Origin of the sequence: Glaciecola sp. XM2, from assembly GCF_018595715.1 — a bacterium.
Lineage (GTDB): Bacteria > Pseudomonadota > Gammaproteobacteria > Enterobacterales > Alteromonadaceae > Glaciecola.
Window position 1 is genome coordinate 300,645 of sequence record NZ_JAHEOJ010000025.1, and the last position, 20,026, is coordinate 320,670.

At 44.0% G+C, this 20,026-nt stretch carries 12 protein-coding genes and 1 tRNA gene; 8 read left to right on the plus strand and 5 right to left on the minus strand.

The features are described 5' to 3' along the window. Nucleotides 1–99 precede the first annotated feature (99 nt). Nucleotides 100–1,101 (plus strand): 5'-methylthioadenosine/S-adenosylhomocysteine nucleosidase, encoded by a 1,002-nt coding sequence (locus KJ365_RS13375; RefSeq protein ID WP_214452167.1) that lies wholly within the window; start codon nucleotides 100–102, stop codon nucleotides 1,099–1,101. Between the two features lie 58 nt (nucleotides 1,102–1,159). Here the strand turns inward: KJ365_RS13375 and KJ365_RS13380 are convergent, their stop codons facing one another. Next, nucleotides 1,160–5,353, minus strand: coding sequence for a PAS domain-containing protein (locus KJ365_RS13380; protein ID WP_214452168.1), 4,194 nt, complete (start codon nucleotides 5,351–5,353; stop codon nucleotides 1,160–1,162). A gap of 364 nt (nucleotides 5,354–5,717) precedes the next feature. Next, entirely contained in the window at nucleotides 5,718–6,395 is a 678-nt protein-coding gene (locus tag KJ365_RS13385) for a carbohydrate binding domain-containing protein (protein WP_214452169.1), read from the minus strand. Nucleotides 6,396–6,662: 267 nt separating this feature from the next. Here KJ365_RS13385 and KJ365_RS13390 point away from each other — a divergent pair, with 267 nt between their 5' ends. Then, on the plus strand, nucleotides 6,663–8,702 hold the full coding sequence (locus KJ365_RS13390) for a S9 family peptidase (protein WP_214452170.1): 2,040 nt from the start codon (nucleotides 6,663–6,665) through the stop codon (nucleotides 8,700–8,702). 83 nt (nucleotides 8,703–8,785) lie between these two features. Then, nucleotides 8,786–10,798, plus strand: a complete 2,013-nt coding sequence (locus KJ365_RS13395; protein WP_214452171.1) for a TonB-dependent receptor domain-containing protein — start codon at nucleotides 8,786–8,788, stop codon at nucleotides 10,796–10,798. A 27-nt stretch (nucleotides 10,799–10,825) separates the two neighbouring features. Here KJ365_RS13395 and KJ365_RS13400 read toward each other — a convergent pair whose 3' ends face one another. Further along, nucleotides 10,826–12,415, minus strand: coding sequence for a Na/Pi cotransporter family protein (locus KJ365_RS13400; protein WP_214452172.1), 1,590 nt, complete (start codon nucleotides 12,413–12,415; stop codon nucleotides 10,826–10,828). A gap of 297 nt (nucleotides 12,416–12,712) precedes the next feature. Here KJ365_RS13400 and KJ365_RS13405 point away from each other — a divergent pair, with 297 nt between their 5' ends. Beyond that, nucleotides 12,713–13,399, plus strand: a complete 687-nt coding sequence (locus tag KJ365_RS13405) for a hypothetical protein (protein WP_214452173.1) — start codon at nucleotides 12,713–12,715, stop codon at nucleotides 13,397–13,399. Between the two features lie 6 nt (nucleotides 13,400–13,405). On the opposite strand, the gene KJ365_RS13410 is transcribed toward KJ365_RS13405, so the two are convergent. Next, nucleotides 13,406–14,623 carry an endonuclease/exonuclease/phosphatase family protein gene (locus KJ365_RS13410; protein ID WP_352109406.1) on the minus strand — a complete coding sequence of 406 codons (1,218 nt, stop codon included), beginning with the start codon at nucleotides 14,621–14,623 and terminating at the stop codon, nucleotides 13,406–13,408. A gap of 196 nt (nucleotides 14,624–14,819) precedes the next feature. On the opposite strand from KJ365_RS13410, the gene KJ365_RS13415 reads away from it, so the two are divergent. The 3 genes from KJ365_RS13415 (at nucleotide 14,820) to KJ365_RS13425 (ending at nucleotide 19,108) form a co-directional block, all read left to right on the plus strand. Then, nucleotides 14,820–15,119, plus strand: a complete 300-nt coding sequence (locus KJ365_RS13415) for a hypothetical protein (RefSeq protein ID WP_214452174.1) — start codon at nucleotides 14,820–14,822, stop codon at nucleotides 15,117–15,119. A 109-nt stretch (nucleotides 15,120–15,228) separates the two neighbouring features. Beyond that, complete coding sequence (locus tag KJ365_RS13420) at nucleotides 15,229–16,215, plus strand: NUDIX domain-containing protein (protein ID WP_214452175.1); 987 nt, start codon at nucleotides 15,229–15,231, stop codon at nucleotides 16,213–16,215. After that, complete coding sequence (locus KJ365_RS13425; RefSeq protein WP_214452176.1) at nucleotides 16,208–19,108, plus strand: DUF3427 domain-containing protein; 2,901 nt, start codon at nucleotides 16,208–16,210, stop codon at nucleotides 19,106–19,108. The genes KJ365_RS13420 and KJ365_RS13425 overlap by 8 nt, the downstream gene beginning before the upstream one ends. 23 nt (nucleotides 19,109–19,131) lie before the next feature. Here the strand turns inward: KJ365_RS13425 and KJ365_RS13430 are convergent. Next, nucleotides 19,132–19,208 (minus strand) — tRNA-Arg (locus KJ365_RS13430). Nucleotides 19,209–19,327: 119 nt separating this feature from the next. Between KJ365_RS13430 and KJ365_RS13435 the strand changes: the two genes are divergently transcribed. Continuing rightward, nucleotides 19,328–19,984: a DUF3299 domain-containing protein gene (locus KJ365_RS13435; protein ID WP_214452177.1), complete on the plus strand. Its 657-nt coding sequence runs from the start codon at nucleotides 19,328–19,330 to the stop codon at nucleotides 19,982–19,984. Nucleotides 19,985–20,026 lie beyond the last annotated feature (42 nt).

Here is a 20,026-nt window from a genome sequence, read left to right on the forward strand (position 1 = left end):
TTATTTCGCTATGGTAATGCAAAGGCGCATACAAATACATTAAGCTATTGCGCTCTATTGTCTTGTCACCTCATTGTTGACCTAAAAAGGATCTATAAAATGAAGATAGCCAACGTCATGCTGTGGTTAACACTAAGCGTTTTTGCAACGCTTGCCAACGGTCAGTCTGAATATGGTCCCAGAGTATTTCCTGAGGACCAAAAATGGACTGCAATTGTTGCCGCTTATGCCCCTGAAATAGAAGCTATCGACGCGGCATTTGAGCAGCTAGATCATGCGAGCATTAGCGAAGTGGTTACCATCAAAGGCGTTAAATATCAGCTGGGCACATACAAAGATGAGCCGGTGATTATTTTCACCACGGGAATAAGTGTCAGCAATGCAGCCATGACCATGCAAATGGCACTTGATTATTTCCCTATCAATAAAGTCGTGATGATGGGCGTTGCTGGGGCAATCAATCCTGAATTTTCACCAGGCGACATTGCGATTGCAGAACGTTGGTATTTTCACGACGAGTCGGTTTATGTTAACCCTAACCCTGACAAACCTGGGCAATACATCTTACCTGCCTACTACGAACAAACGCAAAAGGCCTTTACGCAAAGAAGCAAAGTAGATCCCCACGCACCTGCCTACAAAAACTTTGATTTTATGTTTCCCCGTGAGGTATCCATTGTAAAAGAAGGCTTAACGACACCCACTGCGATGCCCTATTTTTCGGTGTCGAAGAATTTGTTTGAGTTGGCAAAACAAGCAAGTATTAATGTGGCTCCCATAACAATGCCTTCAGGCAAACCCATTCAGATTAAACTGGGTGGCAACGGCGTCACCGGCTCGGTATTTGCCGATAGCGCCAAGTATCGTATCTGGTTGCAAGAGGTTTACAATGCACAAGTCACTGAAATGGAATCTGCCGCTGTTGGGCAAGTTTGCTATATCAATGATGTAGACTGGATTATCATTCGCTCTGTCAGTGATTTGGCCGGCGCACAAAAAGGCCAAAATGAAGAAAACGTGTTTGAAGCAATTGCATCGGGTACTGGCACAAAATTGCTGATTGCTTTGTTAGATGAGATTGTCAAGAGTAAAGCGCACTAAGTAAATAAGACGTGTAACCACTAGGCGCCCATTAAAGGCGCCTAGTGCACTGTTGCTGTTAGGCTGCTAAATGCGAATACACCACCCGCATCGTCATTTGCAAGCCATTTTTAGTCGCAGGCCACCTGATAGAAATGTTATCTACCATGCCATTTTCACAATCATCCACGATACTCTGAATAAGCTGCTTAAGGGCATCTGAGCCAATATTGTTTGCAAGCTTACTGAGCTTTTTAGCGCCGCCTTTGATGGCGCTTTCGTCGTTATCAGCAATCGCCTTTTCCATATCGCTTATATGACTTTCAAGCTGTTCGATGATGCCATTTAATGTATCAGGTAAAGAGCCATCTAAGGGATGAGCCTTTAAGTACTCTACTAAATCAAACCATAAACCAGGGCGAGCCGGCATAAATAGCTTTGCAATGTGCGGGCGCGCAAAGCTACTGACTGACTTCACTTGTTCCTCGAGCGCTTTATGGTGCTCGGCAAGCAAGGCCTTTTCTTGGGCTTCGAAGTTCTGCTTGCTGGCAGCAAGCTCCTCTTGCACCGTACTAAGTGCCTCAACCTTATTCGCCAGCTCTTGTTGAGACTGTGCTAAAGATGCCTCTAGGGCTTGCAGCTTTTCACTTAACAGTGACTGATTGTTGTTTTGTTGTTCGAGGTTTTGCTTACTGTCAGCATACTCTTGCTCGACCGCCGCAAGCTTCTCAGCCAACGCTTTTTGCTTCGAAATTGCCTGCTCTATGATAGTCGATTCTTTATCTTCAAGGCTTCGCTGTTGTGCAAGCATTTGTTCTATCTGAGCTTGCTCCTGCTGCTCTTTTACGGCGATGCTTTGCTCATACTCTTGAATTTTTTGCTGCGCTTCGCTCAAGGCTTGTTGCAGCTCGCTCTCTTTCGCTTGTGCGCTTTTAGCCTGTGTTGTTACCTCATCTAGGGCTTTTCTTTTTTCATCTAACTCTTCATCTAAGGCGCGATTTTGCTCTTCGTTAGCCTTAAGCGACGCCTCTAGCTGCGCCTTTTGTGCCTCTATTTGCTCACATTGCGCACGCCACTGCTCATCGCTGTTACTGAGCATTTTTTGTTGCTCATTGATATTCGCCTGAATACTCGACATTTGGTCGTTGAGTGCGTCTAACGACGCTAGGTGCTGCTCTTTTTCCTGCTGTTCTTTTTCTAAATCAGCCTTGGCTTGAGCAAGCTCACTTTGTGCATCAGCAAGCTCTTTGAGCCTTGCCTCTAGCACAAAGCTAAGCTGTGATTGATGTGCTTGAATATCGCTTTGCTCTTGGGTCGCCTTATCCTCTAGGGCTGCAAGTTCTTCTTGCAAACGCTGTTGTTGTGTTTTCGTTTCATCAAGTGCTTGCTGCGCTTGTTCACATTTTTGCTCAGCTTGCTGACGCTCTAGCTCGATGTTTTGACGCGCTTCACGCTCACTAGCAAGTTGCTCTTGCAATGCTTGTGCACCTTCGGTTGATGTTTGTAGCTCAAGATTTAAGGTATCGAGTCTCTCGTTAAGCTGCGCGAGCTCACTTTGCTTGTCTTCTAAGGCTTGCTTGGCTTGTGCTACCTCGTTTGCTAAGTCTTGTACTTGCGATTCTTGCGAAGATTTTTGCTGCGCTAAGTTATCAACATTTTCTTTGGTGGCATCTAAGGCTTGTTGCGCCTGTTGACAGTTCGCTTCGCTCTGTTCGAGAGCCGCCTTGAGTGTGGCTTGCTGTTGCGTTAACTCGGCGACCTGCTCACTGGCTTGCTCATATTGTGAACTTAGCTCGGCATTTAGATGCTCGGCATCATGCAACTTAACGCGGCTGTCTTCAAACGCTTGTTCAAGCGCGTGTAGCTTTTGGCTCGTGTCTTCATAGCTTTCTTGCAACTGCGAAAACTCTGCCTGTGTATGGCTTAAATCTTCTTGGGCTTGTAACAAGGCTTGTTCAGTGCTTTCTAGCGCTTCGCTTCGTTGTGCCAGTGCCTGCTCACTTTGTTTGAGCAAAGCCTGCTTTTCTTGCAAGACGCTTTCGGCCTCTTTACGCTGCTCAATAGCATGAGTTTGCGCTTTCTCGGCAGCGTCAATGGCACGTTCATCGCGCCACACGCATAATATAGAATCGAAGGCTTGGTCTTTAAATATAGGCACGTAAGTTACAGCGCAAGGTATCAAGCGGTCACCCACTTTGTGAGTCCACGGCATCGATAACACTTGGCGGCTGCTTTTTAATTGCTCAAGCGCCTTTTCTAAAGTATCTGCCTCTTTATGGCTAATATTAAATTGTGAGGCAAATGGGTAAATGCCAAATAAGTCTTCTTCGTCTTCAGCACCAAACAGCGTGCAAGCCGCCTGATTGACTTTACTAAAGCCCGACGTGTCCATAATCGCCATTGCCATATCACTGTGCTGAAGCACACTTTCAAACTTGTCGCGTTGGAACTGTTCATCAGAGCGATCAATAATCCAAACTAAGTACTCTTGGTTTTCTTCATCTATTAACTCTGCGGTGAGTTCACCTGGATAGATATGGTTGTCTTTACCCTTAATTTTCACATGAAAATCGTGTAAGCGGCCTTTTTTATTGAGTACTTTTGCGGTTGTGCCCGCTTCTGCTGGGTCGCTGAAAAGCTTGTAGATATTGCCCTTTTTAAGCTCTTTTTCGTTGTATTTAAAACGCTCGAGCATCACGCGATTTGCGCTGATAATTTTGTCATCACTGTTTATGGTTGCAATCGCAACGGGTGACAGGTCTAACAAATTTTGTAAACGCTCTTTGCTTTGTGTCAGCTCTTTGGTGGTGTAGGTCAAGCGCTCCGTTGTGTGATTTAGCTGCTCGGTAGTATCGGCGAGTTTGCGAGACGTGACATCTAGCTCATCTTCTCTTGCGCTGAGCGAGTGCAGCGCTTTGCTGGCGCGGTCTTTTTCATGCTTAAGCGCGCTTCTTGTTTGCTTCATTTGGCTTAGGTCTTGCAAAACCGCAACCATGCCGATTTTAGCGTGACCATTTAGCCTATCAACCACTTCATACGATGCAATGTCGAGCTTGAGATACAATATCTCTGCTTCATTTAGCTTTATCTCAAACTCTTTTTCATAGCTTGAAATAGATCTAAATGCATCTCGCTTATGCAGTTGCATGATGTTTTCTGGGAACGGCTTCATGTCCAACAGGTTTTTTGATGGGCTATTGGGTAGCACCCGACGCAACATAGATTTAAAACGCTCATTGGCCCATAAAATGTTGCCATTATCGTCTAGTGCGTAGGCAGCATTTGGATTAACGGTCAACATCGCAACACGTTGTTCTTTGGCTAATGCTAAGCGCCTTGCTTGCTCTTCTTGCTCATTGTGAGCGCGCACTAACAGTGTAAAACGCGTATGCTTTTGACTTGCAAGCACCTGCTCATCATCTTCTTGCGTGGCTTGGTCTGCGATGATATCCACATGCAATGAAGTATATATGACATTTTCATCATCACCAGCAATACGCATTCTAACCGACGCAGCCGCCGCTCCATTTGCTTTAGCAGACGAAAAAGCCTCTTTCCATGCGTCCATATCATGGTTGTGAATGTGTTTGAGAAAGTCTGCGATTTTAGATGACTCGCTATGGTCGCTATCTTCTTCGATGACGTTTAGTGCGAGTAAATCATCAAAGCGTTTATCGTGTTTATAGTTATCATTTTGCGTATCGAGGTACACGCGAGCGAAGTTACCGGCGTCAATGAGGTGTGCAAGATGATTTCGGTGATCGGCAGTTTTATTGAAGTCCCGCTGTAGCGTGTTTTGGTTGCTTAAAGTCACTATCGTAACGAGATTGTCGTTAATTGAAATAGTTTTGCCCACTTGCACCGCAAGGTATAAGTTGCTCGACTTAGCGCGCGCCTTAACAGAGCTGTTTCTTTCGCTAAGTCCAGCCTCCAGTGCATCACGCGCAGCGCCTTCAAAGTTTTCACTAAAGTCACTGTTAATAAGCTTGTCTTTATGGCGTCCAATTTGCTTTGCGGCAACTTCATTGAGGTAGACAATTTTGCCTGCAATATTGACGTGGAGTAACCCGCTAGGCAAGTTCTCCACTAAGTCTTGATGATGTTCGCGCGCATCACGCAATTTGTTTAACAGCAGCTTTGATACCAATACCACTGCAATTACTAGGGCCGCAATAAGCCCCATCAGGCTATAAAGGCCGATGCTCAAGTTCTCAATACTCTGCTGCTTGAGAAAGCTCTCAAGCGCAAATGAAGACTTGCTAAATAATAGCAAAACGCACCCCATTACAAAGTAAAAGGTGCGTTGGATAACTGCGAGGCGCATTATCATATGTAATTAGTCCGTTAACGACAGGGTTGACGTATCTTAGAATATCGACTTAAAACGAAGTTGCTATAGTTTTATTCGCAAATTAGTATATTTGAGCATACCTAAGCATGCGTTCAACACCCCTCAAATAAAACATTAAAACAAGCCTACACGTAACAAAGCTATGTTTAGAACGTTGGGCATAGACATACTTTTTTTACTCTAGATTATGAGAAGACTAAGCATGCTAGGAAAGCAACGCTTTGATAATGAACTGGCAATAAAAAAGGCATCAAACGATGCCTTTTTTTGAATAAACTTTACTCGATTACTTGCGCTTAGCAAACACTCTTAACGCAAATATCACCATGGCAAGCAGCGCGACACTAGAGGGCGCAGGCACTTTTGTAAGACTGACATTATCGATGTATCCGCCAATCGTGTTAGCACTACCTTGTGCACCGAAGCCAACTAACATGTCAACTGCCGTGGCTTGGAATACAAACGAATACTGCACCCACCCTTTGTTAGCCGCTATCATTTCACCCAACTTACCTGGGTTTGATGTTACGTCTGGCTCATCGCCAGCATATGCAAAGATGGCATTGGTGTTAGTGTCAGATGTTCTTGGAGAATACCAAACGCTCAATTCATAAAAGGCGTTAACGGTTAAACCTTCAACAAGTTGTGCCATTAGAGTATTTGTAGTGACGCCGCTAGCACCACCGTTACCGTTGTGAGAATCGAGCTCCACTTTATAATCAAGGTCTTGGGCATCAATAGTACCTGTACCATTGGCCTGTATTTCAATGCCTGCGCCTGAAATCGTTGTCCAATCGGTAGTGTTGCCGTCGCCATCATCCAGAGATTGGTAAACTTCCCAACCACTTTCGTTTAAGTCGTTGCCGAGTTCAAAACTACCATTGGTAATTAAGTTTGCTGATGCACTGAAAGATGCACTAGCGATCAAAGCTGTTGATAATAAAGCGCGATATAAATTTTTCATTGATACATTTCCGTTTTGGTGGTTTCGCATTATCGAATATTTGGGGTAAAGCAGGAAATGTGCCATATAAAAATATCAAGAAAAATCAGAACCTTAGTCGTATTGGGTTTTATTTTTCAAGAAGGTTGTAAAATTTTTCGACATAAACCTTTGTGAAGCTTACACCTCCATATTCATGAGCACATCTCATCTATTGAACCACTACCTAACATAGTTTAGTCTTTTGTCTCATATTTGCCGCAAATAACAACAATAAGGGCTAACCCCATGTCCATGTATTTTAAAGCGAGTCATCGCTTACCCACTTTTATACTCATGCTGACCATCATCAGTTTTCAAACTGTTGCGCAAGCGCCATCAAAGCGAGGCATGGTACCTATCGACTATTTTGACTTTGTATTTGTAGGTAGCCCCTCGATATCCCCTGATGGCAGCAAAATCATCTTTGCTAAAACCAGCGTCAATGATGACGCCAGTGGCCGCCACTCTCACCTTTATCTAATTGAGAGGAATCAGCCGCCTCGTCGATTCACTCAAGGCGACAAAGACCGTTCTGCAAAATGGTCGCCGGACGGAAAAAGCATTGCGTTCGTCAGAAGTGTCGACGATACCCCTCAGGTGTTTATCATCCCAGCAAATGGTGGTGAAGCAACTCAGATCACTGAGCTTGAAGACTTCATGACAGAGCTCCAATGGCTACCAGATAATCAAGGTCTACTGCTTAGTTTGGAAGGCGAGCAAGTGGAAGGTGAGCAGGCAACAGACAAAAGCGACACGACTGACGAGGAAGCTACCCGCGCTGAGCCAGATATTGTGGTTGTGCAGCACGCACGTTACATGGCTAATAGCTTAGGCTTCCTCAACGATAAACGTATACATTTGCACACATTAGACATACCGAGTAAAACCCTCACGCAAATAACCCGCTCAGAAGATTATAACGTTCGTTCACCACAAGTGTCACCGGATGGAAAATACGTATTCTATAGCGCGAACAAAACAGGCACAGAATTCAACGGCAGTGCTATTAGCGATATTTATAAAGTAGAGTTAGCCACAAAAACCACTACGCGAGTCACTGAGCATCCTCACGCTGAATATCAATCGGCTATATCCCATGACGGCAAGCGCATTGCTTATTTGCACAACGAAGCAGAATATACTCAAACTGATTTATGGCTGATGGACAGCGACGGCAAAGACGCCAAAAACCTTACTAAAGATTTTGATCGTAATGCCACTCGAGCAGCATGGAGCCCAAGTAACAAAGCACTTTACTTTATTGCCAGCGACCATGGCGCTGAGCGCATTTTTTCAGTAAATACTGAAGGTGGCACCGTAAACGCTCTGCTGGAAGTGGATAAAACCCAAAGTAGTCTTACGCTTTCACCCGCCGGGGACTATGCGGTGTTTGCCATGGAAAGCTCAACTGAGCTTCCCGAACTCTATCGATATGACTTTGAAACCCAAAACCTGACTCAACTCACCCAGTTTAACCAAGACGTGTTGGCGCGTTTACATTTGTCTGAAGCCAAAAGCGTATGGTTTAAAAACGACAAAGGCATGAATGTACAAGGGTTCTTACATTTACCTGTTGGCTATGAAAAAGGCGAATCCTACCCCTTGGTGCTGAATATCAAAGGCGGTCCTGGCGGAATGTGGGGGCACCGCTGGTTTCATGAAAATCAAATGTACGCAGCAAAAGGCTATGGCGTTGCCTATGTGAACTATCGCGGCAGCAGCGGTTATGGATTTGACCATGCAAACGCCGTTCGCCTCGATTATGGCGGCGCAGATTATCAAGACAACATGCAGTTTTTAGAGCATGTCATCGCACAGAACGACTGGATTGACGTCGACCAGCTATTTATTACCGGAGGAAGCCATGGCGGCTTTTTGAGCAACTGGATCACTACCCAAACATCACAATTTAAAGCAGCCGTTACTCAGCGCAGTGTTAGCTCATGGATATCTGCGGCCGGCACACAACAATACACCCCCTATCAAATGCGCAGCGAGTTTGGCGGCAGTTTATGGGAAAATTTTGACTACTATTGGGACCGCTCACCTTTACAGTTTGCCGATAAAGTTACTACCCCTACCTTAATCATCCACAGCGATGGTGACACCATCACCCCTATTGGTCAGGGGCAAGAATGGTTTTACGCACTAAAAGCTAACGACGTACCCACCGAAATGGTGATATTCAAAGGCGAAAACCATAACCTTTCACGCACAGGCACACCAACCAACCTCGTGGAGCGATTAGAGCGGATTTTAGAATGGTTTGAACGTTATTCAAAGTAGCAGTGTGGTGGGTAAATCCCCTATAATGCTTGCCTGTGTTACAAGAGGGTAAGCATATTAAAGCAACATCGCTAGCGAAATTGATGGCATCTGTATTTTGTTTGGCAGCGGCCTCACCTGCTATATGGGCTATGGCGGACGAAAAAGACAAAAATGTTCAGCACAGCGATAAAGCCGAACATAAAGATGAACACGACCATCACGATGAAGAGCACGGGCATGGCGCCGAACGGATTTTAGTACAAGCCACGCGCTTAGGGCGTATTGTTAACGATGCACCGATTCGGGTGGAGCTAATCAACCGCGAAGAGATCCAAGAGAAGGCGGTGATGCGCCCGGGTAACATCTCAATGTTAGTTGCAGAAACCGGCGGCGTACGCGTACAAACCACCTCTCCGGCCCTTGGCAGCGCCAATATACGCTTGCAAGGATTATACGGTCGCTACACTCAACTTTTAAGCGATGGATTACCGCTCTATGGCAGCCAAGCCCCCTCCATTGGGCTACTGCAAATTCCGCCTACCGACCTTGCCCATGTTGAAATTATAAAGGGCTCTGCATCGTCTTTGTATGGCGGAGCTGCGCTTGGTGGCGTGATCAATTTGATTTCTCGCCAACCCGGTGACCAATTAGAAGGTGAAGCATTGCTCAATCTTACCTCTCGAGACGGACAAGATTTCACAACTTATATCGCTGCGCCATTAGATGATAGATTTAGCGGATCAATTACTGCAGGGGCGCATCATCAAAGTGAACAAGATTTTGATAATGACGGTTGGATTGATATGGCCGGATATGAGCGTTTAACTGCGCGCCCAAGACTCTTTTTTAATGGTGAAAATGGCGAAACGCTTTATGCCACTGTGGGCGTTATGAGCGAGCAGCGCACCGGCGGCACTCGCAGCGCACTGACGTTGCCAAGCGGAGCGCCGTTTGCACAAAACCAAGATACACAGCGCGTTGACGCAGGGCTCGTATTTAACCGTCCAGTTAAAGATACCTTAAATTTGAACGTACGCGCGTCTGCTATGGTGCAAGACCATGACCACCTATTTGGTACCCTTGAAGAAAACGATACCCATGAAAGCTATCTGCTCGAAAGCAGTATTGCCGGCTATTCACAGCAGACTGATTGGGTTGTAGGCCTTGCTTTTCAGTCAGACACCTACGATTCAGATACCTTCCCCGCATTTAACTATCAATATGATGTGCCGGGCATATTTTCGCAGGTAGACTACACCATCAACGATACTCTACTGACATCAGTAAGTGCTCGTTTAGATGATCACAGCGAATATGGTACACAATTTAACCCGCGAGTCTCGTTACTGTACCGGCCAGGAGAATGGACCGTGAGAGGCTCGTATGGCCGCGGCTATTTTGCTTCAAGTCCTTTTGTTGAAGAAATTGAAGAGGCCGGGCTCTCGCGTCTTGCGCCCTTACAAAACTTACAAGAAGAACGCGCACAAACCGCCTCCATCGACATTGGGTACTCATCTGACAGCATTCAAACCAGTTTGACTTTGTTTGGCTCAAACGTAGATGGCGTAACCGAGCTTACGCCCTTTTCATCTTTGAACAACGGCGTATTAGATCGCGTGCGCTTAGTCAACGCCCTAGAAGAAACCCGCATTCGCGGCTCTGAATTGCTCATGCGGTATTATTGGAATGACTTTAAGTTCACCGGCAGCTATTTGTACATCGATTCGAGTCAACAAAGCGTGAATGATATTGTGCGCAGTGAGATTGCGCTCACACCTCGTCATTCTGCAGGTTTTGTTGCTATGTGGGAGCAGCACGGCAATGGCAGAGTGGGCTTTGAAGCTTATTACACCGGCACTCAGCAGCTTGAAAACAATCCCTACCGCGATAGGAGCGACGCCTATTGGCATCTTGGGCTAATGGCTGAAATCACGCTTGGCAAAATCAGTTATTTCATTAACTTTGAGAACCTACTGGATATTCGCCAAACCAAAGAGGATTCATTGCTACTGCCCGCGCGCGGTCCAAGCGGGCGCTGGACTACCGACATTTGGTCTCGTAACGATGGCTTTATTGTGAATGCTGGCATACGAGTGCAATTCGACGGCCATTAAGCGCCACCCGTCAAAAACTGAATAGGCTTACTCTTGTTTATAGGGTAAGCCTGCAAAGTTGCTCAGCTTATCCTTCAAGCGTTGAGAGAAACTTACAAAGCTGATCATAGCGCCAACGTCTTCTCGGCTTTTATCTGCTAGCATCAGCAACAGCGCTTTACTGAAGCGATTGATCTCTTGCTGCAAGGCCTTCTCTTTGTTTTTAAGGGTTACCGAAACGCCATCTTGCTGTTGCGCGCTATCGGCCAAAATCTGCTCAAAAACCTCTAAAGTGTGAATCGCTAACCCTCTGATTAAAATAACTAAATCACTATTTAACTCAATATATCTTTCATTGATAACGCGCTTCGCTTGGAACAAATCTTTAATTGAATCGTGGATTTGAAATAGATAGTCAAAGCGATTAATCAGTGCGACTAGCTCCTTTGAGTCCGCTTCTTTATTAATAATATTCACTTCGCTAGCAAAGTAATGTAAATATTGACCCTTAAGAAACTCCACATAGGCGATACGCTTTTCTGCTGCCTCAAAAATCCCCTTATAGTTTGTCTCTACACTAAGCGTCACGGCATTGTAGTTTTCTTTGATAAATCCAAATAGCGCAACACTGTTGGCATCTAGCTGCGGCTTTACTGTCGTAATATCATCATCGTCATTAGATACAGGTAAATCAATACGCTCAAAATCCATTTTCCCTTCACCAAACAACTTATCGACAAAGCGCACAAAGGGGTTGATTAGGGCGGTAAAGAGCAAACTCGCGCCAACATTGAAGATAAGGTGAATGTTGGCTAATGCGATAGCCGGATAGTCGTCAAATTCACTTAGTCTATGTCCAAAAATGAACAGCAATGGCAAAAATATTAGCACCCCTAGGGTGTTAAATAGAAAATGGCTAAAAGCGGCTTTTTTTGCCGCAACATCCATGTTTATCACCGCCAAAAACGCCGTGCTCGTGGTGCCAATGTTAGCCCCTAAAATTAACGGCACTGCATTTTCAAGACCCAATATGCCCTGCTGAGTAAATATGATGGCCAAGCCCGTGGTGACAGAGCTCGATTGGACTAAGGCGGTGAATATACACCCTAATAAAATCGCATATAACGGATTTTGTGGTTCGGTTAGAATATCTACCAATACCTGATTACTTTGCAATGGCTCTAGGGTGGTTGAAATAAGGTTTAAGCTAAAAAATACAAAGCCAAAATAAAACACAGCCTTGCCAAAAATGGACGCTTTGTTGCGCATTAAGGTCATTACAAAACCGATAATAATAAATATAGGTGCGTAATGAGTTAGCTTAAAGGCAACCAGTTGCGCGGTAATGGTAGTCCCGATATTACTTCCAAAAATAATACCCACACTGTTTTTAAACGACAAAACACCGGCATTAACCAAACTAATTGCGATGACTGAGGTTGCCGAACTCGACTGAATGAACATGGTAACAACCGCACCAATGAGCACGCCAAATATTGGCCAGTTAGTCGCCGAGCTCAGAAAATGCCGAAAACGCTCACCGGAGAGTCTTTCGATTTCTTTTGAAAAGTTATCTAGGCCAAATACAAACAGAATAATAGCCGTGACACCGGTCATAATCAGTTGTAATAGTTCCAAGGGAGCTCCTCATATTCAAAGCGCGTTTATAGTGTCGTTATACCCGCAAAATACTCGTATCAATGTCTTGCAGCCACCACAAAACACTGTTTTTATTATATAAATATAGCAGATATGATGTTTTTAACCTTAGGTTCTTAGTCGCATATCCACCGCCTAGGGGAGAAGCGTCACCGGGAGAGCAAAGAAAAATCTGCTGTTAAGACATAAAGGCTTGCGGCAATATACTGGGCACTTGGCGATGTTTACGCTATTGAGGTCTGTGCACCACATAAAATAGCAAAGGATTGAAAGGCGATGACCCATATTCTCTCAAGCATATCGCGTATAAAAAAATACCTAGCGATAGTTGTCATGCTCGCATTACTCAGTTCATGCAAAATGACACCTTCACATGAAACGAGTATTCCCTACGATCTTATCAACACGCGGCTAATTTTTTGGAGCGAGCAACGTCAGTCCGACCTTGCCTCTCTCACCCATACCATTCGACTGTCTCGAGATGAATCATTTAGTCTATACCTGCAAAAAAATGATGGGGAGCGTATTAATATAGTGGTCTCTGATGGTCCCTCTGCCCTAGGCATTATACTTCCTAAAATGGACGTAGAAGAGGCAAAAGCGTGGCAGCTCAAAGTGACACAACCACAATGGATGGTGCGGGTGTACCCTAATCTGTCAATTGAGCTACCTAGCACACAAGTGCGCTATCAAAGACTATTTGGGGTACTTAAAGATATAAACGAAATCACGCAACGCACAAGCCCTTTTCCTGATTGGTACACACAAGACATCAACCAACTGTGGATATCTTTTTCACACAAGGCATTTGTCTCCTACGCATATCAGCAGCGCCAACACGTTCATCACACCGACGACGGTAAGCTCATCAGGCTGACTTATGACCCAGCACTATTTGAAGAAAACGGGCTGCTTACCTTTTCTTCCATGCCCGACAGCATTATTGGGATGCGCGGTTATTAAGATTATCTATTGCCCAAAGCTTACATCTACCCATACTAACTTATGATCTGAAGAACTCTGTCGGTCTTGAATCAGCCGATATAACGGGTCGTCTGGTTTTGGCCAAAATACACCGCTGTCGGTAACCTTCAAGCTACTCGAGGGCAATACATAATCGGCGCGCATTCGCCATGATGCCGTATGTTCAGCTGCGAAAGGGTTGCTGGGTGTATGCAACACGGCCGCTTCGCTGGTAGGTGGCAGGTCGTCTTGAACGCGCGGGTGGGCAATCAAATCGGCAATGCCTTTTCTGATAGCGCTGCCCTCATCGGGCGAAGCATTTAGGTCGCCAGCAATAATAAAATAGTCACCCTGTAAACCGCCCTTTTGACCTTTATCATCATAAATGTAGGCAGATTGCTGTACCCCTGAAATGTAGTCGGTCCAAAAGCGGATTTCATCGTGATTACGCTTACCGTTTCTATCTTCAAAACCGTCAAACACCGGCGGTGTTGGGTGACTGACCAAAATATTTAGCTGACGCCCATTCACCATTACCGGCACATCCCAATGAGACTTGCTCGACAACCTAAAAGCAGCTTGAGCTTGTTCACTATAAAAATGCGTGCCGTCTTCGTTTTTAACATCACCGAGCATGCTGTTGGGCATATCTTTCCACAAAAAGGTTTGGAAGGTACGAATTTGCTCTTCTTCAATAGGAAATTGACTCAATATCGCCATGCCATAGTGCCCGGGAAACAAACCGTAACCAAAAGCGTCGGCTTTATACCCTGATGCTACGCCGTCACCATCTAAATCAAAGCCCGAATCGACCCCAGTATTTACCGGCGCAGAAAACACATAAGGATAGTTAATAGGCGCATTACCTTGCTGAGATAACTCAAGGTAGTGTTTTAAAAAAGCAGCGATATCTTTGCTTGCTTGCGCAGAATAATCAAATTCGTTGAGAATAATCACGTGCGGACGCACAAGCTGAATGATTTCGGCAATATTTTGTATTTGCGGATGCGTGCCGTCGCGCAGGTTATACGAAAGCTCTCCCCCCGTAATACTAGCCTCATCAGCATTGTAGTTATTCGCCTCCATACTCGCATTAAAGATGGCAACTCGAATCGGCATATCTTGTGTCTCTGCAAAAGTAGTGAGTGGAGTAAGAAGTAACGCCAAGGCGCCAAACATAAAAATGAAAACACTGAACAACGGAAATGACGATTTGGTGATCATAGCTAGCCTTTTAATCAGGAACAAAACAATGCGCTTTTTTAGCCGCGTTAATCGACACAAAATTATATCTAATTGCTTTGATAGATGCTCTTTAATTTGCTAAATATCGTTAAAAGACATGCTCTATTCATAGCGCTAACTGTCGTGCATACTAGGTTAAATCATGACGACGCGCATTTTTTACGTAGGTGAAACAATGGACCAATCAGCATATATAACATACTGCCACAGTGAGCTTAAAAAGGTTTTCACGGCTATACAAAATGGCAAACCTGATATTAGTTTGAAGCATCGTACCGAAGGTTTGATAAGAGCGGGGGAAGTCTTAGCTTTATTTAACCGCAAGGAAGCTAAGGAATTAGTCGAGCGTGCTCATTATGAAGTTTTTGGTGAATCTATTGCCGGCAGAGGGGCGCGCAAAAAGTCTCTTAGTGAGCTCAAAGCACTATCACCAGATGAGTATTTTGAAATTCCGGCGATTGAGCGACGGAACTAAATGTGAAGCAAGCTAATGCTCCTAAATATCTCTCCAAATCAAAAGATTGGTCTTGTCATTAAAATCGGTTAACCTGGTAATATAGTCACTTAAGGATGAGAATTCAGTAATGACTCGGGTAATTGATGTCGCCGCTGGAATAATTGTAAAAGACCGCAGGATATTAGCCGCTAGAAGAAAGGCGGGACTTCATCTCGAGGGATATTGGGAATTTCCTGGCGGTAAACTTGAGCCTAATGAAAGTGCCGAAGACTGCTTGCTGAGAGAGCTTAAAGAAGAATTCAATGTTGATGCAGCCATCACATCTTACGTAGGTGAAAACATTCATCGCTATGGTGAAAAAACTATTCGTCTTATTGCTTATCAAGTAGAGCATATCGCAGGCGAGTTTTTACTCACCGATCACGACAAAATCGAATGGGTTACTGTCGACCAACTCACAGACTTCAACTGGGCGCCTGCAGACATACCTCTGATTAACGCATTTAAAAACGCGCTTAGCATATCGAATTTTTATCACAGCAATGCGAACGATTACTTTAACGAAACAGTCACTGCAAATATGCAAGTTAATCGAGAGAGATTTACTCGTTTGCTAACAAAAAATGCATCAGTTTTAGATTTAGGCTGTGGGTCTGGAAGAGATTCGAAAAGCTTTATTGAGAGCGGCTATACCGTTACTGCAATCGATGGATGCAAACAACTATCAAAACTAGCCGAAGAGTATATTGGCCAACCCGTAATTACCCGTCGATTTGAAGAGTTAGACTACGAAAATGAGTTTGACGGAGTCTGGGCATGCGCTAGTTTACTGCACTGCCCAAAGTCAGATATCCAAAACATTCTTTTTAAGGTCTTTAAAGCATTAAAAGCAGATGGTGTTTTGTATGCATCATTCAAAAACGGACAAAAAGAAACCATTGATGACAAAGCACGCTTTTTTAATAACTATACCAAAAGTGAACTTGTGTCACTGTTTCAGCAAATGCCTCAAGCAAGTGTTTTGGAGTGTTGGGAGGAAGTGAGCGAACTAAGAGGTTCACAACAACCTTGGGTCAACATTCTTTGTAAAAAGTTAATACAAAAATATGAATGAGTTCCCCAAGCAACACCTAACTGTCGGCGAGGCCGACCCATTCCTACCGCACTTATTGCAAGCAATCAACTATGCGACATCAATCAGTATTGCAGCAGCGTTTATTAGACAAACAGGCTTAGACCTAATTTATGAAGCGCTGGATGACGCTCTAACCCGAGGCGCTCAGATTAAAATTATTACCGGTGACTCTATGGGGATTACCGAACCAAGAGCGCTAAGACAACTCATGCTTTTGCAAAATAAAGGTGCCTCTATAAAGGTTTTTGAATCAAAATTCATCAAAAGCTTCCATATGAAAGCCTACATTTTTATAAAAAATGAAAATGCCACTGACTTCGAAGGGATAGCCTATGTTGGCTCGAGCAACATTTCACACTCCGCCTTACGTGATGGATTAGAGTGGAACTTAGCTGTCGACAGTGAAAGCGCCCCAGAAAAATTCAACGACGTGAAAAGCAGATTTGAAATGCTATATATCGATACACGTTGCGCTAAACTGACTCATAAATGGATTGATGCATATGTTGAGCGCATAGCCACGCTTCCGGCAGTTCAGCTTGTTGTAGACAATCAAAACGCTGAATTTACCGCACCACCTACACCCAACGGCATTCAAATACAAGCTCTAACTGCCCTTAAAAATACCAGAAACAAAAACTACAAACGGGGCTTAGTAGTTATGGCTACTGGCACAGGAAAAACGTGGTTAGCCGCATTTGATTCAACACAAATGAATGCGGAAAAAATACTTTTTGTAGCACACAGGGAGGAGATACTCGATCAGGCCGAAAAAACTTTTAGCATTATTAAACAAAACGCTAGGATTGGAAGATATGACGGCACCAGCAAAGAAGCTAACATGGATATTATCTTTGCTTCAATTCAGACAATAGGTCGAAAGTTTCATCTTAACCAATTCCAGAAAAACCACTTCGACCTAATTATTGTTGATGAATTTCATCACGCCTCAGCTCAAAGCTATCAAAAGTTACTTTCATACTTCACACCTAAATTTATGTTAGGACTTACCGCAACGCCTGAAAGAACCGATCAATCTGACATTCTTTCGTTATGTGACAATAATTTAGTATATGAAATCGGACTATTTGACGCTATTGAATCAGATGTGCTTTGTCCATTCGACTATAAGGGCATCGCCGATAACGTAGATTATTCTGAGATTAAATGGCGAAATGGAAAATTTGATCCCGAGCAACTAGAGAACAAGCTTGCCACACAATCGCGTGCTAAGCACAATTTGAAATACTGGCGAGAACACAAACTAACTCGAACACTCGCATTCTGTATTTCCACTAAACATTCAGATTTTATGGCTGATTATTTTTGCCTCCATGGAATAAAAGCAGTTTCTGTTCATAGCAAATCAAACACGCCTAGAAATGTTGCGCTGAAAAAGCTAAAAAGTGGAGAGATTGAGGTTATATTTTCTGTAGACTTGTTTAACGAAGGGGTCGATTTGCCCTCAATCGATACAGTAATGATGCTTCGGCCCACAGACTCAAAAATCATATTTTTGCAGCAACTAGGACGAGGATTACGCAAGAGCTCGACCACACAAAAAGACAAACTTGTTATTCTTGATTTCATAGGAAACCATATTGGTTTCTTTCGCAAAGTGGATGCTCTATTTAGGGTGGGCGTTACGAACGCTGCAAGAAGAAAGTTTTTGAAAAATACAGAAGAAAAGAGGCTCGTTTTACCGAAGGGCTGTTTTGTTAATTTGGATTTGGAATCTATCGATTTTTTGAAAAACTTATTGGTCACTAATATTAGTGCGCAAGAGGATATATACACCGGGCTGCTAGAATCTCTAGGCCGAAGGCCGACACTATCAGAATACTACTTTTCCGGCGGATCGGTGGAAACGGTCAAACAAGAGCATGGCAGTTGGTTTGAGTTTGTAAATGCAATGAAGGGGCTTGTTGGTCGCCAACAGAGCGCCGCAGCTGAATATTCTGACTTTCTCAAAGAAATTGAGGTTACGAAGCTAACCAAGTCATACAAGCTGGTGCTGCTCGAAGCCTTTTTAGAGCTTAATGGTTTATCTGAACCAGTAGATCTTCAGGATATTGCTTTACGCTCAATTGAAGTATTGAAGCGCAGGCCCCGGTTGTTAGAAGATTTACCTACCGATTTCGAGCAATCATTTAAGAACAATGAAATAGATATCAAAAAATGGCAATCATATTGGAGACGAAACCCAGTAAATGCATGGGTGGGCAACAACAGCGACACGAGCAAGCCATATTTTGAGTTGGAGGAGAATTTAATAAGAGCAACTTACGCTACAAATAGTTCCTATAAGGACGAGTTAAGCCAATTCGTACAAGAGCTTGTTGATTATCGGTTCACTCGTTATGAAACTAGACTTGCAGATCGCACATTAGTGCCACTCCCAATTAAAAAGCCTCATGGAAAAGACAAAAAGAAAGGTAAACCTTTCATTCATGAACAATTTATGAGGGCAGAAATCCCTCCATTATTTGGGCTAGCGTTCCATAAGTCTATATGGGAGGCCGGACACATTACGCCTAAAAATAACGACTCACAATTTTTACTAGTAACATTAAACAAACAAGGGAAACAAGCAAGCCAGCAATATCATGATTATTTCATTGATAACTCAACATTTCATTGGCAAAGCCAAGCATCTACAACGCCTTCATCAGCCAAGGGTAAAGCGATTTTATCTGATCAAAAAGCGCATTTGTTTGTCAGAAAGAACAAACTGTTTGGGAAAAAGGCTGCGCCATTTTTTTATCTTGGTGAGGTTGTATATTCGACGCATCAAAACGAAAAACCAATGGATGTTACTTGGAAACTCAAGGAACCCATTAGTAATGAAATGTTGGATTATTTTAAAATATGATTAAGACTTTGGAGAAACAAAAATGGCGCTCCCGGCGCGATTCGAACGCGCGACCTTTGGCTTCGGAGGCCAACACTCTATCCAGCTGAGCTACGGGAGCTTTTTGAGATTGTGGATGGTATCATAAGCGCTAATAACTTGACTACGAGCTTTCTCGGTAAATTCCACGTATCCATTCTCAAATCTTTATGTTTGCATTAACGCCTAACTGCTAAAAATATGAAATTAAAAGCTGCCTTTACCATTTTTGTTCTGCTGTTTGCCTTAGCTTGGCATTTTAAGGCCCATATTGCGCAATATGTGTATCACACCTTCCCGCATCTCACTTATCATTACTTTAGCAGTAACACAGCTTTACATGAGCAGTTAGCGCAAACACCACCTACTCCCATTGGTTGGGGCGACCTCATCCCTGACGATGAGAAAGCCATTTTAGAAAAGTTTCAACAGCCAACCGTGGCCAACCTTACCGAACAAATTTTGTTATCCATTGAAGCTAGCACCAACGAGGCTTATCGCAATGCGATGTTCTCTACCAACATCATAGAGTCACTCATCGGCAGCGCGGTAAATATCTCTGGCTTTATTGTACCTTTAGAAGTGGGGGCAGATCAGACTTTGCAGAGCTTCTTTTTCGTTCCGTATTTTGGAGCATGCACGCATTACCCGCCGCCACCGCCTAACCAAATGCTATATGTGCGACTCGACGACACAATGCCCATTCCCGATTTAAATCAAGCCTACACCCTCACCGGCGTCTTATCGGATGGCTTGTATGAAGATGTGCTCGGCACGTCGGCTTATCAATTAGCTACGGCAAAAATGCGGGTGTTTGCGCAAAACCCTGATGATTTTCGCACTCACACTATCCAATAAGTGCTTAATTTTTATGTTATTTACCGTTGTCTATGGCTATAT

What these genes read in the sequence shown, in the direction of transcription:
- KJ365_RS13405 (WP_214452173.1), top strand. Translation starts at nt 12,713, where the DNA reads ATGACCCATATTCTCTCAAGCATATCGCGTATAAAAAAATACCTAGCG.
- KJ365_RS13420 (WP_214452175.1), top strand. Translation starts at nt 15,229, where the DNA reads ATGACTCGGGTAATTGATGTCGCCGCTGGAATAATTGTAAAAGACCGC.
- KJ365_RS13375 (WP_214452167.1), top strand. Translation starts at nt 100, where the DNA reads ATGAAGATAGCCAACGTCATGCTGTGGTTAACACTAAGCGTTTTTGCA.
- KJ365_RS13435 (WP_214452177.1), top strand. Translation starts at nt 19,328, where the DNA reads ATGAAATTAAAAGCTGCCTTTACCATTTTTGTTCTGCTGTTTGCCTTA.
- KJ365_RS13385 (WP_214452169.1), bottom strand. Translation starts at nt 6,395, where the DNA reads ATGAAAAATTTATATCGCGCTTTATTATCAACAGCTTTGATCGCTAGT.
- KJ365_RS13415 (WP_214452174.1), top strand. Translation starts at nt 14,820, where the DNA reads ATGGACCAATCAGCATATATAACATACTGCCACAGTGAGCTTAAAAAG.
- KJ365_RS13425 (WP_214452176.1), top strand. Translation starts at nt 16,208, where the DNA reads ATGAATGAGTTCCCCAAGCAACACCTAACTGTCGGCGAGGCCGACCCA.
- KJ365_RS13390 (WP_214452170.1), top strand. Translation starts at nt 6,663, where the DNA reads ATGTCCATGTATTTTAAAGCGAGTCATCGCTTACCCACTTTTATACTC.
- KJ365_RS13410 (WP_352109406.1), bottom strand. Translation starts at nt 14,623, where the DNA reads ATGATCACCAAATCGTCATTTCCGTTGTTCAGTGTTTTCATTTTTATG.
- KJ365_RS13395 (WP_214452171.1), top strand. Translation starts at nt 8,786, where the DNA reads ATGGCATCTGTATTTTGTTTGGCAGCGGCCTCACCTGCTATATGGGCT.